The organism is Grimontia sedimenti (assembly GCF_011045095.1).
GTDB lineage: Bacteria > Pseudomonadota > Gammaproteobacteria > Enterobacterales > Vibrionaceae > Enterovibrio > Enterovibrio sedimenti.
This window is the reverse complement of the sequence record NZ_JAALDL010000012.1, coordinates 19,847-35,683: the sequence shown is the minus strand read 5'-3', so window position 1 is coordinate 35,683 and position 15,837 is coordinate 19,847. Positions and strand designations below refer to the sequence as shown.

General features: G+C 49.1%; 15 protein-coding genes and 1 pseudogene. 7 read left to right on the top strand and 9 right to left on the bottom strand.

All coding sequences use genetic code 11. From position 1 onward, the window contains the following. Positions 1–11: 11 nt before the first annotated feature. From G5S52_RS15590 to G5S52_RS15580, 3 genes are all read left to right on the top strand, one after another. Positions 12–575 (top strand): MarR family winged helix-turn-helix transcriptional regulator, encoded by a 564-nt coding sequence (locus G5S52_RS15590; RefSeq protein WP_165015608.1) that lies wholly within the window; start codon positions 12–14, stop codon positions 573–575. 168 nt (positions 576–743) lie between these two features. Next, positions 744–1,202, top strand: a complete 459-nt coding sequence (gene zur / locus G5S52_RS15585; protein WP_062666636.1) for a zinc uptake transcriptional repressor Zur — start codon at positions 744–746, stop codon at positions 1,200–1,202. A gap of 17 nt (positions 1,203–1,219) precedes the next feature. After that, positions 1,220–1,681, top strand: a complete 462-nt coding sequence (locus tag G5S52_RS15580) for a chemotaxis protein CheX (RefSeq protein ID WP_165015605.1) — start codon at positions 1,220–1,222, stop codon at positions 1,679–1,681. 238 nt (positions 1,682–1,919) lie between these two features. Here the strand turns inward: G5S52_RS15580 and pgi are convergent, their stop codons facing one another. Then, positions 1,920–3,572 carry a glucose-6-phosphate isomerase gene (gene pgi, locus G5S52_RS15575; RefSeq protein ID WP_165015602.1) on the bottom strand — a complete coding sequence of 551 codons (1,653 nt, stop codon included), beginning with the start codon at positions 3,570–3,572 and terminating at the stop codon, positions 1,920–1,922. 356 nt (positions 3,573–3,928) lie between these two features. On the opposite strand from pgi, the gene G5S52_RS15570 reads away from it, so the two are divergent. The 3 genes from G5S52_RS15570 (at position 3,929) to G5S52_RS15560 (ending at position 8,510) form a co-directional block, all read left to right on the top strand. Then, entirely contained in the window at positions 3,929–4,354 is a 426-nt protein-coding gene (locus G5S52_RS15570; RefSeq protein WP_002539432.1) for a secondary thiamine-phosphate synthase enzyme YjbQ, read from the top strand. Between the two features lie 114 nt (positions 4,355–4,468). After that, positions 4,469–6,232, top strand: a complete 1,764-nt coding sequence (locus G5S52_RS15565) for a GGDEF domain-containing protein (RefSeq protein WP_165015597.1) — start codon at positions 4,469–4,471, stop codon at positions 6,230–6,232. Between the two features lie 550 nt (positions 6,233–6,782). Then, positions 6,783–8,510: a hypothetical protein gene (locus G5S52_RS15560; protein WP_205743934.1), complete on the top strand. Its 1,728-nt coding sequence runs from the start codon at positions 6,783–6,785 to the stop codon at positions 8,508–8,510. A 44-nt stretch (positions 8,511–8,554) separates the two neighbouring features. On the opposite strand, the gene G5S52_RS15555 is transcribed toward G5S52_RS15560, so the two are convergent. The 3 genes from G5S52_RS15555 to G5S52_RS15545 form a co-directional block, all read right to left on the bottom strand. Continuing rightward, on the bottom strand, positions 8,555–9,772 hold the full coding sequence (locus tag G5S52_RS15555) for a BamA/TamA family outer membrane protein (protein ID WP_235956308.1): 1,218 nt from the start codon (positions 9,770–9,772) through the stop codon (positions 8,555–8,557). An 85-nt stretch (positions 9,773–9,857) separates the two neighbouring features. Then, positions 9,858–10,934: an alanine racemase gene (gene alr, locus G5S52_RS15550; RefSeq protein WP_165015591.1), complete on the bottom strand. Its 1,077-nt coding sequence runs from the start codon at positions 10,932–10,934 to the stop codon at positions 9,858–9,860. Positions 10,935–10,965: 31 nt separating this feature from the next. After that, positions 10,966–12,375 (bottom strand): replicative DNA helicase, encoded by a 1,410-nt coding sequence (locus tag G5S52_RS15545; RefSeq protein WP_062666651.1) that lies wholly within the window; start codon positions 12,373–12,375, stop codon positions 10,966–10,968. Between the two features lie 176 nt (positions 12,376–12,551). Here G5S52_RS15545 and G5S52_RS15540 point away from each other — a divergent pair, with 176 nt between their 5' ends. Beyond that, positions 12,552–13,295 carry a DUF481 domain-containing protein gene (locus G5S52_RS15540; RefSeq protein WP_165015588.1) on the top strand — a complete coding sequence of 248 codons (744 nt, stop codon included), beginning with the start codon at positions 12,552–12,554 and terminating at the stop codon, positions 13,293–13,295. A 179-nt stretch (positions 13,296–13,474) separates the two neighbouring features. On the opposite strand, the gene rplI is transcribed toward G5S52_RS15540, so the two are convergent. The 5 genes and pseudogenes from rplI to rlmB form a co-directional block, all read right to left on the bottom strand. Next, positions 13,475–13,924, bottom strand: coding sequence for a 50S ribosomal protein L9 (rplI, locus tag G5S52_RS15535; protein WP_062666656.1), 450 nt, complete (start codon positions 13,922–13,924; stop codon positions 13,475–13,477). Between the two features lie 33 nt (positions 13,925–13,957). Next, positions 13,958–14,185, bottom strand: a complete 228-nt coding sequence (gene rpsR / locus G5S52_RS15530; RefSeq protein WP_002539422.1) for a 30S ribosomal protein S18 — start codon at positions 14,183–14,185, stop codon at positions 13,958–13,960. Between the two features lie 16 nt (positions 14,186–14,201). Continuing rightward, positions 14,202–14,507, bottom strand: coding sequence for a primosomal replication protein N (gene priB / locus G5S52_RS15525; protein WP_165015585.1), 306 nt, complete (start codon positions 14,505–14,507; stop codon positions 14,202–14,204). Positions 14,508–14,513: 6 nt separating this feature from the next. Further along, positions 14,514–14,899, bottom strand: a pseudogene (gene rpsF / locus G5S52_RS15520) (30S ribosomal protein S6). 197 nt (positions 14,900–15,096) lie between these two features. Next, positions 15,097–15,834, bottom strand: coding sequence for a 23S rRNA (guanosine(2251)-2'-O)-methyltransferase RlmB (gene rlmB, locus G5S52_RS15515; protein WP_062666659.1), 738 nt, complete (start codon positions 15,832–15,834; stop codon positions 15,097–15,099). Positions 15,835–15,837: the final 3 nt, after the last annotated feature.

Below are 15,837 nucleotides of genomic sequence, written 5' to 3'. Positions count from 1 at the left end.
AGAGAAAACGAATGAGCCACATTGACCCTTTGAGCGACATTCTCGAACGCATCACCACCCTTTATCGCAATGAAGTGCGCTTGGTTGGCGTGGAGCATGGCTTGCACCCTGTGCACCTGGAGGTGCTGTATTACCTCTTCCGCTGCAACAAATTCAGCGACACGCCGGCTGCTGTTACTGAGTTTTTGGGGATCACCAAAGGCACAACCTCTCAGTCCATCACCCTTCTGGCTTCAAAAGGTTTCCTAACCAAAGAGAAAGATCCGGTTGATCGCCGTGTCACCCATTTGGTGTTAACGGAAAAGGGCGAAGAGGTCGCGAAAAGCGCGATTCCTCCCACCGTGCTGAAAAATGGATTGGAGCAGTTGGGCGAAGGTCAACACGCACTGAAGGAGCAACTCGAGACCCTGCTACGTAGCATGCAAAAAGCCACCAATAGCGCCAGCTTCGGGCTTTGTAAAACCTGCAAATTCCATCAACCCATTACTGATGGTCAATTCTTCTGCGAGTTAACCAAGGAAACGCTGGATGCGGCAGGAGGAGAGCTGATTTGCCGGGAACACACGCTCGACTAACACTCAACCACTTTACTAGAAAGCGGGATCACGCACTGGTTGTCGCCGCCATTCGATGATTGAGTATCATCTACAATTATTCAAAGGCAAACAGCGGTCACGGCTTGGCGGGTGCGTGAATTGTTTGCTGTGATAGAATATTGCCCTCAGCCTGATTTTTGAGGTCTTATGGCCAATCTTTCACAACTAATTGCCCGAGCTCAGTCACTTTGTGAGCAGCGCGGCGTTCGACTGACAGCACAGCGCGAGCGGGTATATGAGATTATCGTCCAGAGCAAAAGGGCGATTAGCGCCTATGATTTGCTGGATGTATTGCGGGAAACAGAGCCGCAAGCCAAACCACCCACGGTGTACCGCGCGCTCGATTTTTTGCTTTCTCAGGGCTTTGTGCACAAAGTGGAGTCAACAAATAGCTTTATTGCTTGCTGCTTGCCCGGACATGAGCAACATTGTTCACAGCTATTGATTTGTGACTCATGTGGCACAGTCGAAGAGTGTCACACTGATACACTATCGACAGCCCTTCAGCAAAAAGCCAATCAGGTTAACTTTGCGGTGAGTCATCACGTGGTTGAAACACATGGAACCTGTCACACCTGCCAGGTAGCAACACAGAAAATGCAGTAGGACGGTAAAGAACTATTATGCGCGCTGAATTTGTAAACCCTTTTTTGTCTTCGTTGGTGAATGTGCTGACCACCATGGCGCAGCTGGAAATTACGCCTAAAAAACCTCAGCTAAAGACATCTGAAGTCGCCAAGGGCGATGTATCCGGTCTTATTGGCATGGTCGGTCCAAAGACCAAAGGCTCTTTCTCCGTGACCTTTGAAGAAGAACTGGCGCTGGAAATCATGAGCCGCATGCTGGGTGAAAGGCCCACTTCTATTGATGCGGATGTCACCGACATGGTGGGCGAAATCACCAACATGGTGACCGGTGGAGCCAAACGTCTGTTGGCGGAAAAAGGCTTCGATTTTGATATGGCGACCCCGATTGTGGTGTCTGGCCGTGAACATACCATCACCCATAAGAGTGAAGGTCAGATCATCATCATGCCGTTCGATTCCGAATTTGGCCGTGCTTATATCGAAATTTGCTTCGACTAAGCCGAAAACCCCGTTATAAAAAAACGCCGCATCATTGATGCGGCGTTTTTGTTTCTGACATTCAAACTTCAGCGGTTATACCGATCACAGTGGGTAGGTGATCAGAAATAGCGCAGGGAAAATGCTCGAGAACAAGGCGGAAAATTTCGATAAGTAGTTACTCTACAATTAAATTTTTCAACGCAGTTATCGAGCATTTTAACAAGCTAGGATGAGCAGATATTTACTACGATTGGTATTATGCGCGCCACTGTTTGAACGCGTTGATCAGACCATTGGTTGAGCTGTCATGGCTGGTCACTTCATCCTGATCCGCCAGTTCAGGCAGGATTTGGTTCGCCAGCTGTTTACCCAGCTCTACGCCCCACTGATCGAAACTATAGATGTTCCAAATCACGCCCTGTACGAAGATTTTGTGCTCGTACATCGCGATGAGCGCACCCAAACTGCGAGGGGTGATTTGCTTCACCAGGATTGAGTTGGTTGGGCGGTTACCTTCAAAGACTTTGAACGGTACCAGATCCGCCACTTCCTCAGCCGATTTACCCGCTGCTGCGAATTCTGCTTCTACCTGCTCGCGGGTTTTGCCGAATGCCAGTGCTTCCGTTTGCGCGAAGAAGTTCGCCATCAGTTTAGGATGGTGATCGCTCAGCGGATTGTGGCTGATTGCAGGTGCAATGAAATCACATGGGATCAGCTTGGTGCCTTGGTGGATCAGCTGGTAGAACGCGTGCTGACCATTGGTGCCTGGCTCGCCCCAGATGATTGGGCCGGTCTGGTAATCAACAGGCTTGCCGTCACGGTCCACATACTTACCGTTTGATTCCATGTTGCCTTGCTGGAAGTACGCCGCAAAGCGGTGCAGGTACTGATCATAAGGCAGAATCGCTTCTGATTCCGCGCCGTGGAAGTTGTTGTACCACAGACCAATCAGTGCCAGCAGCACAGGCAGGTTTTCAGTGAACGGCGAGCTTTGGAAGTGTTTATCCATGTCATGCGCGCCAGCCAGCAACTCAATAAAGTTGTCGTAGCCAATGGCCAGACAGATTGACAGACCAATCGCAGACCAGAGTGAGTAACGGCCACCCACCCAGTCCCAGAACTCGAACATGTTGTCGGTATCGATGCCAAACTCAGCAACGGCTTGTGCGTTGGTAGACAACGCAGCGAAGTGTTTCGCTACGTGCGCCTGATCGTCTGCTGACGCCAGGAACCAATCACGCGCAGACAGAGCATTGGTCATGGTTTCTTGCGTCGTGAAAGTTTTTGATGCAATCAGGAACAGGGTTGTTTCTGGATTCAGATCTTTCAGGGTCTCCGCAACGTGTGTACCGTCAACGTTAGAAACGAAGTGCAGGTTCAGACGTGTTTTGTAAGCAGCCAGCGCTTCGCTCACCATGTAAGGACCCAGATCAGAGCCGCCGATACCGATGTTCACGATGTCAGTGATTTCTTTGCCGGTGTAACCTTTCCACTCACCACTGATAAGACGCTCGGAGAAACCTTTCATTTTCTCCAGTACAGCGTTAACTGCAGGCATCACGTCTTCACCATCGACCATCATTGGCGTGTTGCTGCGGTTACGCAGGGCAACGTGCAGCACTGAGCGGCCTTCAGTGTGGTTAATCTTGTCACCACGGAACATCGCTTCGATAGCGCCTTTTACTTCCGTTTCATCAGCTAATGCGAACAGTTTGTCCAGCGTTTGCTCGCTGATCAGATTCTTTGAATAGTCCAGCAGGATGTCATTGCCGAATTGCACAGAGAACTTATCGAAACGGTTTGGATCGTTGGCGAAAAGCGAGGTGAGGGTCAAATCCTGCGCATCTTCAAAGTGAGCCGTCAGCGCTTTCCACGCTGCGGTTTGCGTCGGATTGATGGACTTCAACATAATCATTGTTCCTTTGTAGACAGAGTCTGTTATCGCGGGCACTGCCTTCCCACGTTACAGAGGTAGGCCGCCTTGTTTCGGGGCAGCCTCCAGAATCGCATAATGGTATACCCAAACTTCCTGAAGGTGTAGGTTTCAGGGTACCTGAGTACAAGATGTCACCGACATCAACTCCAAGTCCTGTATACTTTTAGCCGCATTCAAATATCGCCGCTAGCTTACAGGCACCAAGGGCGTGACAGTTTGCCACGAAAAAATTGCTGCAATGTTGCGCTAGGTCAGTGACGACCGATTAACCAACTTGAACTCGCAGCGTCACGCACTCTACCCAAAATTTTTAAAGCAGGTTGTTTTAAATGTGGACACAAAAAACAATTAGCCTACGTCCCCGCGCAAGAGGCTTCCACCTGATCACCGACGAAGTGGTAAAGCAAATACCGGAAATTCGCAGCCTGGATGTCGGCTTGGTGAACCTGTTTATTCAACACACTTCGGCCAGTCTGACACTCAATGAAAACGCTGACCCAACGGTGAGAAGCGACATGGAAGCGCACTTTAACCAGTTCGTGCCAGAGCGCGCACCTTACTATCAGCACACCTACGAGGGCGACGACGATATGCCCGCGCACATCAAAGCATCACTGTTGGGCGCGAGTGTTATGATTCCAATCAGCAATGGCAGATTGGCATTAGGAACCTGGCAGGGTATTTATCTGGGCGAGCATCGAGACCACGGTGGTACACGAAGAATGATTGTGACAATACAAGGCGGGCAAAACTGAGTCCGTTCACGCTAACTGCACTGCTAGCTTGTCAAAACATGAATAACACCGCATAAACAACCTCTCGTTTGACTACCCACTTCCTATACTTTTCAAAGGGCTTGGGGAGGTCAAATGTTAGAAAACGTCAAAATCACAAGAAAACTGCCGCTGGTTATCATTTCCTTCGCACTTTTATCTTCAATTAGCACAGGAATGATGAGTTATAAGTTCGCTGCGGAACAGCTCATCCTCTCTGCGGAGTCAAAACTTGTTGCATTGCTCGACTCAAGAAAGGAATCACTACTCCAGTACTTTGATACAGTAAAACGTGATCTGTTTATTCACGCCCGCTCACCTCAGACGAGAGATGCGGTGATTGAAATCTCTGAGGCATGGGCAGATTTAGGTCGTTCTCAGCAATCAACTCTTCAATCGCTTTATATTACTGATAACCCATTCGATGTCGGCCAGAAAGAAGCTTTGCTGAATGCCGAAGATGGTTCTGCATATAGCCAAGCCCATAAAAAATATCACCCTTTCTTCCGTAATCTAGCCGCTGAGCATGGATACTTTGATATTTTCCTCGTCGATAAAACGGGCAATATCCTTTATACCGTCAAAAAAGAAGATGACTTTGCCACTAATCTTCTCAATGGCAAATGGAAAGACACTCACTTGGCCCGGGCATTTACCATGGTCAATAAGAACCCTTCAGTGGGTAATGCCTACCTCACTGATTTCGAAAGATATGAGCCCAGCTTCAATCAACCTGAAGCCTTTTTCGCTACACCCATACACAAAAATGGTGAGGAATACATAGGCGTCCTCATCTTCGAAATGCCAATTAAATATATCAACAGTGTCATGCAAATCAGCGCAGGTATGGGGGAGACCGGTGAAACCATTCTGATTGGTCCTGATGAGCTGATGCGAAGCAATTCCCGATTTCTTGATGGAGAAAGTATTCTGGAAGCCTCTGTTCATACCGAATCTGCAGTCAAAGCACTCAGTGGTGTTTCTGGCGTTCAGTTTGAGCAAGATTACAGAGGGATGGAAGTACTCAGTGCCTTCGCGCCTTTTGACTTTATGTCGCTCCATTGGGCAATCATCGCTGAAATAGAACGAGACGAAATATTGAGCCCTCTTCGCGTTTTTGTCAGCGCGTTAGCCTTTTCAGTGCTGGCAGGAACCGTTGTTATTTTTATCGTCGGATATTTTCTTGCTTCAGACATTGCAAAGCCGATCGCTGCCATGTCATCAATGATGAACCGTATTGCCAACAATGAATTGGACATCAACATTTCTGTATCAGAGCGGAAAGATGAAGTCGGCCACATGGCCAAAGCGCTGGAGGTATTTAAAAGTAACGCCATTGAAAAAGATAAACTACAAAAAGAGCTAACTTACATGGCGCACCACGACATGTTAACAGGGCTGCCAACTCGGCAGCTCATTACAGATCGCCTTCAGACCATGACAAAAAGCTACAGCAAAGAGCATTTCCCGTTTGCGGTTATGTTCGCTGATCTTGATAACTTCAAAACCGTCAATGACACCTTGGGTCACCATATTGGCGATGAAGTGCTTAAAGCCGCCGCTCGTATTTTTCAGGAAGCATTGCGTGATGGTGACTTTGTTGCCCGAATTGGTGGTGATGAATTTGTACTGCTGTTCACCAATCTTCGAGAAGCAGAAGAAGCAATGGAAATAGCTGAAAAGCTCGTCGTCTCCATCGAAACAGGGCTGAAGCTAGTAAGTTCGACTATCCCTGTGACATTGAGTCTTGGAGTTGCAGTATGCCCTGACGATGCTGAAGATACCACTTCCTTGATCCGGCATGCAGATGAAGCCATGTATCGAGCAAAGCAAAAAAGTAAAAACTGCTGTAGTCGATAGACATAAACCACCCAAGGATTCAGGGTTCAATGAGTTTTGACTAGGGTTGCATTCGCGACATTCCTTTGTAGGCGTAATCACTGCCATGAATAAGTAACAACAAAGAGAACGGCATCAGCCCATTCGACTGGGTGGGTGAGTTTCGTGTTCACCTTTTCTGATTCGTGATTCCGAGAAAGAATCTCACCAACATTTAACTAACCAGCTTATTGAACAGTCATGATGATAAAAATAGACATCAGACCCTCTTTCAGGAAAGCTTGCCAATTAAGTAGTAATTAGCACTTTTTTAGTACCTTAATTATTTTCACTGAAATTTTTTACAGTCAATTTCTAATTAAATGTTTATATCCCACATATTTATTTCCTAATAATTTATTAAAAAAATACGCATATCATCTTTCAGCAACAATTTATTGGAACTTTTCAATACACTCCTATTATCGCTACTGTTTCATAAGCGAGAACAGCCAAATCAATTGATCAGCCTGATGTAGCCAATCAGGGACCTAGATTTGCAAACTTTCACTGGACTATGGATACGACGATAATGAAAAAAACACTTCTCGCTACAGCAATCGTTGCAGGAGCATTTACCTCCGCTCAGGCTTTTGCAAACTGTGCCGGTAACGTCTATTCCATGAATGCAGGACGTGGACATGTCGGTATGCTGCTTGATGTGAAAGAAGCCAAAGAAATGTCGAACCAATACTATGCAGATGCAAGTGAGCGTTCGATTTTTCATTCACGTGCTCTCTTCAGTGCTTCAAGCATGTCTTATGACCGCGTGACAGATCGCCTCTACTACACCAATGCTCCACAACCGACGTCCTACTATGTCGATGTGCCTGAGGGTACTTTCTCTGAAGATGAGCTGGAAAGTCTGGACCTTCACGCCAACAAAGTGGAAAGCTACCAATTAGCTTATATGGATCCTACGACGGGTGAACATGTCGCTGGCCCAACAGTAAGCAAGCAAATTTTGCGCATGGCATTTGACCCGGATTCCGGTGAACTGTTTGCTTCAGACGCGCGAACCATTTTCAAGGTCAATCCAAACACGGGTGAGACCACCCACATTGCAGACTTTGAGGATAATTTGAAGTTTGGCGGTTTCGCGAGTTGGGGTGACTTTGTGTTCCAGGATGGTGAACTGCTGTTTGTCACCAATGGCCGTACCTTTGTCATTGATACCACGACGGGTGCACAAACCCTGAAAGCCTTCCACTTCATCGATTTTGTCGCTGCGGCGACGCTGGATCAGAATGGTCAAATGCTGGTTGCTGCCAAGAACCAGAATGTGTCGGGCAACGTGAACAGTAATCACCTTTACCGCATCAAGCCTTCTACCGGCGAGAAGAAGCGTGTGGGCCTGTTCCCAAGCCGCATCAGCGCCATGGCAACCGTGACATCTGAAGACCATACCTGTTACGAAAAAACTGAATTCAAGAGCGATTTGATCCCGCAGGTGACTGGCGTTTCCCTGACATCAAACAGTGTTGCCGAAGGTGACTCTGCATACTTTGTTGTTACTCTGGACAAAGCAACCACTGATTCAAATACCAAGCTGCGTGTTGCTTTGAAAGACGGCAGCGCATTAGTGAGCAGTGATTATCAAAACACTGTATCGCTGCTGTTCTCAGATTTCACCACTGGCACAGCAACCCTTTCTTCAACGGGCACCGACATCACACTGCCACAAGGCGTGACTTCCGTGCGTATTGAAGTACCAACCGTCGAAGATGCCGTGCATGAAGCTGATGAAACTTTCAGCCTTGATGCTTGGGTGAGCACGGACAAGAGCGATTTAACCTCTGCTACTGTGACCGTGACTGACGATGATCCTGCAGAAGTTTTACCAAGACTGTGTAGCAACGGGAACTGGGTAACACCAACCAACTCGCTGACATGGTGTTCCGAAAATGCCAACGAAACCTGGATTGGTGATTACCATAACTCCACCCATACTTCCGTTTATCAAGGCACCTTTGGTGGTCTGGCAATCGGTGAAGCAAGTACGCTGAACTACAAGATTCTGTCAACGCAGGACATTGGTGGCTTGTCGCGATTCAAGGTTGAAATGGATTATGGCAATGGTTGGGTTGTGGTAGGTAACTACCAGTCAAGAGTCTACTCAAGACCAACAACGGTGCCTTACACCTTCAACTTTACACCAACGTCAACGCAGGCGAAGTTCCGACTGACTTGGAATATCACTTCCGATCGCCCAGATGGCGGTGATGATATCTCTATCGGGATTGGTAAAGTCACCTGGTAAGTCACTACTAAAAAGAGCAGCCATTTGGCTGCTCTTTTTCATTATTAGAACGGCTGATTAATCATCACGCGAAAGACACTTTCTTCCGAACCCATCGCCAGCTCTGAACGCACGACAATACCTTCAACCTGAAAACGCATCGCTGCGCCAGCACTCCACTTCATGTCGGTGTGAAGCTCACCTAAGTCATACTCATCTGCAACCCGGCCAACGTCACTGAACAGTACCCATTGCCACCATGGCACATCGTACCAATTGAAAACTGGCAATTTACCAAGCGGTTGCCATTTTGGAATCACGCGGTATTCAAGGCTATAACTGAGTGCTGAACGATCTGCATATCGGCCAGATTGAAAACTTCTCAGGCGATACAAACCACCTAAGCGGGCTGCTGCGAATTCTGGCGGCCTTCGATAAACAGACTCACCGTCTATCTCCGTCCTGTCATTCCAGCTTGGTGTATCAGTTGTGTAGAGGTTAAACGCCAGCACCTGCTCATTCGCAACCTCTTCCCACTCCCCGATATCCCAATACCAGCTTTGGCTAAGCTCCCACTTCCACCAACTTGCCCTGTCATTAGTTCCTGGGTCAAGCGTCACGATAAACTCACTGAGACTGCCTTCTGTAGGGTTATTGTTACTGTCGCGGTTATCCCACTTAAAATGGGTTTCCAGTCCCCACACTTCAGTCGCATCCGAAAACTCACTTGGTGCATTCACGCCTTCTCCTTTCAACGCTCTCGCCTGATAGAAAGTGCGAAAGTCGATGGAAGAAACACCGCTGCTCCACGGCGAATTGCCGTTCACTTCACGCTTGGGAGAGAGCGCTGCACGAATGGGGCTATTCACCGCTTCACCGAAAGGTAGGATGTAGCGAAAGGAAAGATGATGCTGGGCATCGCGACTATCTGCAGTCAGACGGTCTTCATACGAAGAATTGTTGGACGCCGCGGCACCCAGATAGTAGTCAAACTGCTTGAAATCGCCTTCATAGAATTGCCCACTCAGCAGCCAGCGGCTATCAGTAGAGAGCATGTAGTTGTTGGCGGCTACAAACCCCATCCAGCTATCTTTCGAAGTACCAAGCCCGGCTGCAAACAAGGATGCCTGAGGCTGACCCGCACCTTTCCAAAGCCCAGCCATGCCCGCGGAGAGGCCCATGGTTTCCGTTGAGAAGACAAACGGTACCACTTCAATATCCCACGAGTCAGGCTCAGGCTGACTTGATGCCAGAACGCCATCAGAAAAAAGCAAAACAGGCAAAGATAAGAAAGCCGTAACTTGGGTTACGGCTTTAGAAAAATTCAGATTCAAAACGTTTTACAACTTACGTTTGGGTCTATTGACCCTAGGTATAAATCAGGTCAACACGGGATGTGAGATTGGTGACAAGCTCATAACCAATGGTGCCTACATGACGGGCAATTTCTTCCACCGGGAGGTCTTCTCCCCACAGGATAACTTCATCACCCACGCGATCAGTCGCATCTGGCCCCAAATCAATGGTGATCATGTCCATTGATACTCGTCCCGACAACGGTACACGCCGGCCGTTGATCATCACTGGTGTGCCATCAGGCGCAACGCGGGGATAACCATCGCCGTAGCCAATGGCTACCACGCCGATTTTGGTATCACGATCTGTCATCCAGCGTCCGCCGTAGCCCACCGTCTCGCCTTTTTTAGCTTCACGCACAGCGATAAGGCTTGAAGTCATTGTCATGGCAGGCTTGAGACCGAAATCCTTTCCACAGCGCTCAACCATCGGCGAAATACCGTAGAGGCTGATTCCAGGGCGAACATAATCAAAATGGCTGGTTGGCCAAATTAAACTACCGGAAGAAGCCGCCAAGGATCTGTAACCTGGCTGGCCAGCTGTCAGTTCTTCAAACAGTGCAATTTGCTGCTCCGTGACTGGCTTCTCCGGTTCATCCGCACAGCCGAAATGGCTCATAAAGTTGAGCGGTTTAGCGACGTTCGGACAGGCATTCAGCCGCTCAATAAATTCGGCAACATACTCCGGACGTACCCCCAAGCGATGCATGCCGGTATCGATTTTCAGCCAAACATGGAGTGGGTGTTCCAAGTTGGCTTTTTCCAGTGCTTCCAGTTGCTCAATACAATGAACCGCCGTTTGCAGATTCTGTGCTTCGAGCGTTGGCAAATCCGCAGAGGAATAAAAACCTTCGAGCAGTAGAATAGGTTTCACAATCCCGCCAGCGCGAAGGCTCACCGCCTCCTCAAGGCGCGCAACACCGAAACCCTCGGCCTGAGAAGAAAGTGCTTTTGCCACGGCCAAAAGGCCATGTCCGTATCCATTAGCTTTAATCGCCGCCCACGTTCGACTGTTCGGCGCCATGGCGCGGATAATGTCGATATTGTGGTTTAGGGCAGCCGTTTTGATGATTGCTGTCGCCGCTTTCATAACACCTCGCGGTTAATTCTCAACAAGCCATTTATTCTTCGTCAAACGCCGGGCCCGCATAGTTATCAAAGCGGGAGAACTGACCCTGGAAGGTCAGGCGCACGCTACCGATAGGACCGTTACGCTGTTTACCGAGGATAATTTCTGCAATGCCTTTGAGCGGACTTTCCGGGTTGTACACCTCATCACGGTAAATGAACATGATAAGGTCCGCATCCTGCTCGATCGCGCCCGATTCACGCAAGTCGGAGTTTACAGGGCGTTTGTCTGCACGTTGTTCCAGTGAGCGGTTAAGCTGCGACAGGGCAACAACAGGCACGTTCAGTTCTTTTGCCAGCGCCTTGAGCGAGCGGCTGATCTCGGCAATCTCAAGGGTACGGTTATCCTGAAGACCAGGAACACGCATCAGCTGAAGGTAGTCGACCATGATCATCGACAGACCACCGTGTTCACGCGCCACACGGCGCGCACGCGAGCGCACTTCCGTCGGTGTCAGGCCTGAGCTGTCATCGATATACATGTTCTTTTTCTGCATCAGAATACCCATGGTCGATGAAATACGTGCCCAGTCTTCATCATCCAACTGACCGGTACGGATTTTAGTCTGATCAACGCGGGAAAGTGACGCGAGCATACGCATCATCAGCTGTTCGGCTGGCATCTCGAGCGAGAAAATCAGTACCGGCTTTTCCTGATCCATCGCGGCGTTTTCACACAGGTTCATCGCAAACGTGGTTTTACCCATGGATGGACGCGCCGCCACAATAATGAGGTCAGAGCCTTGCAGACCTGCAGTTTTCTTATTGAGATCAGCAAAGCCGGTCGATACACCAGTCACACCATCTTGCGGCGATTTGAACAGGATTTCGATACGCTCAAGGGTTTTCGACAGAACATTGTCGATGTTCTGTGGACCTTCGTTTTCCGTGGTACGTGATTCTGCAATGGCGAAAACCTTGCTTTCCGCCATGTCGAGTAAGTCTTCCGAAGTGCGGCCTTCTGGGTCATAACCTGCATCTGCGATTTCATTCGCAACGCTGATAAGGTTACGCACCATCGCACGTTCGCGGACAATATCTGCATAAGCAACGATGTTCGCCGCACTTGGGGTGTTTTTCGCAAGCTCTGCAAGGTAAGCAAAGCCGCCTACATCTTCTAGCTGGCTGTGTTTTTCAAGGTTCTCAGAGAGAGTGATCAGGTCAAGGGGCAGACCAGCATCCAACAACTGCTTGGTGCTTTCAAAGATCAGCCGATGAGGACGGCTGTAAAAGTCTGCAGCAACCACTTTTTCCGCCACGCTGTCCCAACGCTCATTGTCCAGCATCAGACCGCCCAGCACTGACTGCTCGGCTTCCAAAGAATGCGGTGGCACCTTCAGGGCATCAACCTGACGATCTTTGGGTTTGTTGGAATTAAATTGCTTGCTGCGTTGCTCTGCCATATCACTTATTACCTTGTCGATTCGACCGACATTATACCCAGAACGTCTGGCGAATAACTATCGCTAGCCGCTTTGGAGCGACCACGACTTTTTTACCTGCCAATTTAACGTGTTGCTGACGAAATGCAGGAGGATTCATATAGAATGTGGCTCCTCATGTTGTAATGGTAACCTAAATGGCGTCGTCGCTACTGAAACCGTCTCTGTTTTGTCTGGTGGCACTCCCTCTTTGTGCAAGCGCCAGTGTACCTGAACCTTGGCAATCAGAAGTCGAGCTTGGGTTCCAAGCGCTATCCGGCAACTCCGACTCAATGACCATCAATAGCCGCCTCGGGGTTAACTACACCGAAGGCCCTTACCGACACACCTCAGAAGCAAAGTTCCTGCTGGTTGAAAAAGATGGCGAGGAAGACAAGCGCAAAAGCGAGTTCGAAAGTCAGGCTAACTACAAGTTCGACCCCAAGCGCTACGTGTGGGGAAACGTAAGCTTTCTTGATGATAAATACGGCCCGTATTTTAAGGACCTTACCGTTGCGACTGGATTGGGCTATCAAGCGATTTGGCAGGAGGATTTATCACTCTTGCTGGAAATTGGCCCCGGTTTCCGTTATCAATCCCCAAATCTGGATGAACTGGACGACGATGACCTCATCTTACCTTATGACGTGGAAGAGGCGATTTTGCGTGGACAGGCTGAGCTGTCCTGGCAAATGACCAAGACCGCCCAATTTGAAGGTCGAATTACGGCTATCAGTGGATCAAGCAACACCAGTTTTGAAGCGCGGGCATCGGTGTCCACCAGCCTGATTGATGATCTGGCAATTATGCTTTCCACCACCCAAAAATACATCAGTGAAGTGCCTCCGGGTCTTGAGAACCTAGATTCGATTTTCACCGTGAATATGCTTTATAAGTTTTAGAAACTGGGTACTGAAAGATGTTGGATGGTATCTAGAGACTAGCTCTTTGCCCTTTCCTAGGATCTGCTTTTTCCGCGAACTAGATCCGCTTTCACTTTTCCTAGCATCGCTTTCTCAAACTCCAGGCACAAAAAAACCGACCCTAAGGTCGGTTTTTTCAAAGCGACGATGTGTCTGAATTACTCAGCAACAACGTTCAGCTTAACAGTAGCGAATACTTCAGAGTGCAGTTGCAGGCTGATTTCGTACTCACCAGTGTTACGCAGTGCACCTTCTGGCAGGCGAACTTCGCTCTTCGCTACAGCAACGCCAGCTGCAGTTACAGCGTCAGCGATGTCACGAGTACCGATAGAACCGAACAGTTTACCTTCGTCACCAGCTTTAGAAGCGATTTCTACCGCTTCCAGTGCTTCAACTTGCTCAGCGCGCGCTTGTGCAGCTGCCAGAGCTTCAGCAACTTTAGCTTCCAGATCTGCACGACGAGCTTCGAAGTGCTCAACGTTAGATTTAGTTGCCATTACTGCCTTACCTTGTGGGATAAGGAAGTTACGTGCGTAACCAGACTTAACAGTTACCTGATCACCCAGACCACCCAGGTTAGCGATTTTATCAAGCAGAATAACTTGCATTATCTATTCCTCTATTAACTTGGACAGTGCCGATTACTGATGCTTGTCAGTGTATGGCAGCAGAGCCAGGTAACGTGAACGCTTGATAGCGCGTGCCAGCTGACGCTGGTACTTAGCACGGGTACCAGTGATACGGCTAGGTACAATTTTACCAGCTTCGGTGATGTAGTTTTTCAGAGTCGCTACGTCTTTGTAATCGATCTCTTGTACGCCTTCTGCAGTGAAACGGCAGAATTTACGACGACGGAAGAAACGTGCCATGGGGCTATCTCCTGATCTAAATATCTATAATTTCATCGGCGTGTAACACTAATTTACCTGCGCCGTTTCGGCTGGTCTGGTAAGCGAGAAACCCACTCACCTTAATGTTACTGCCTAAAGCTAAATGCTGTGTTTTGTGTTGAGACCCTTGCCCGCTCGCTACTACTTGTAATCGGCAGTAGGCTTGCCTTGGCAATCCAGCTTCCTGTTGTTCCGAACGATGCTCAAGCACAAAGTGACAATGAGGTATTCCGGCAGGACTCTGTTTTCGAATCGGCCCCTGGGTGATAACACCGGCAAGCTCAATTCGATTGGTCTTCAAATCAAATTACTCAGCTGCTGCTTCGCCTTCAGATTGTGCTTCTGCACGCTCTTCGCGACGTGGTGCGCGCTCTTCTTTAGCCTTCATCATGATAGATGGCTCAGTGATAGCGCCTTTGGTACGCATGATCATGTTACGGATCACAGCGTCGTTGAAGCGGAACGCAGTTTCCAGCTCATCAACAACTGATTGCTCAGCTTCAACGTTCATCAGAACGTAGTGTGCTTTGTGCAGTTTGTTGATTGGGTAAGCCAGTTGACGACGGCCCCAGTCTTCCAGACGGTGGATCTGACCACCTGACTCTTTGATAGAACCAGTGTAACGCTCGATCATGCCAGCAACTTGCTCGCTTTGATCAGGTGCACCATGAATACGATTTCGTAATGACGCATTGGTTGCTCCTTACGGATTATTCAGCTTCCACGCTTGGCCCGGTCGTCCAGCGGAAGCAAGGAACGAAAGTAAAAGACCGGGAATTTGGAGGCAGGATAGTACAGAATTGCGCCGCTAATAGCAACAAAAAGCACAACACCCGGAGAAATAAATCACCGGGCGTTGCTTTGTGTGAAAACGGTCTGTTTTCTTGCAGTTATCCGCGGCGCTGGCGCACGGCTTCAAACAGGCAGATACCAGTTGCGACCGACACGTTCAGGCTCGACACGCTGCCCGCCATTGGAATACTGATGAGATCGTCACAAGTCTCGCGGGTCAGTCGGCGCATACCGTCACCTTCTGCGCCCATCACAATCGCCAGAGGTCCAGTCAGTTTCGCGTCATACACATCATGAGTTGCTTCGCCGGCAGTGCCGACAAACCACACACCTTTTTCCTGCAACGCACGCATGGTACGGGCTAGGTTGGTCACACGAACCAAAGGCACCACTTCTGCAGCGCCAACAGCCACTTTTCGAGCTGTCGCGTTCAGTTGAGCAGATTTGTCTTTCGGCACAATCACCGCACACACACCGGCAGCATCCGCGTTACGCAGACATGCGCCCAGGTTATGTGGATCCGTCACCCCGTCCAACACCAATAGAAGAGGGCTCTCTTTGCCATCCAGAATGATGTCGAGGTCGTTTTCATTGTACTGGCGACCTGGCTTCACACGGGCAATCAAGCCCTGGTGAGAGGCACCTTTCGCTTTGTCATCCAGTGCTTTACGGCCCATTTCCTGCAAAGTGATACCTAGGCGGGTCAACTCATTCAATACAGGCAATACACGATCATCCTGACGGCCTTTCAGCACGAAGACTTCGATGAAGCGGGACGGATCAGACTCCAGTACGGCTTTAACGGCGTGGATGCCGTAAATCATTTCATTGCTCATGGA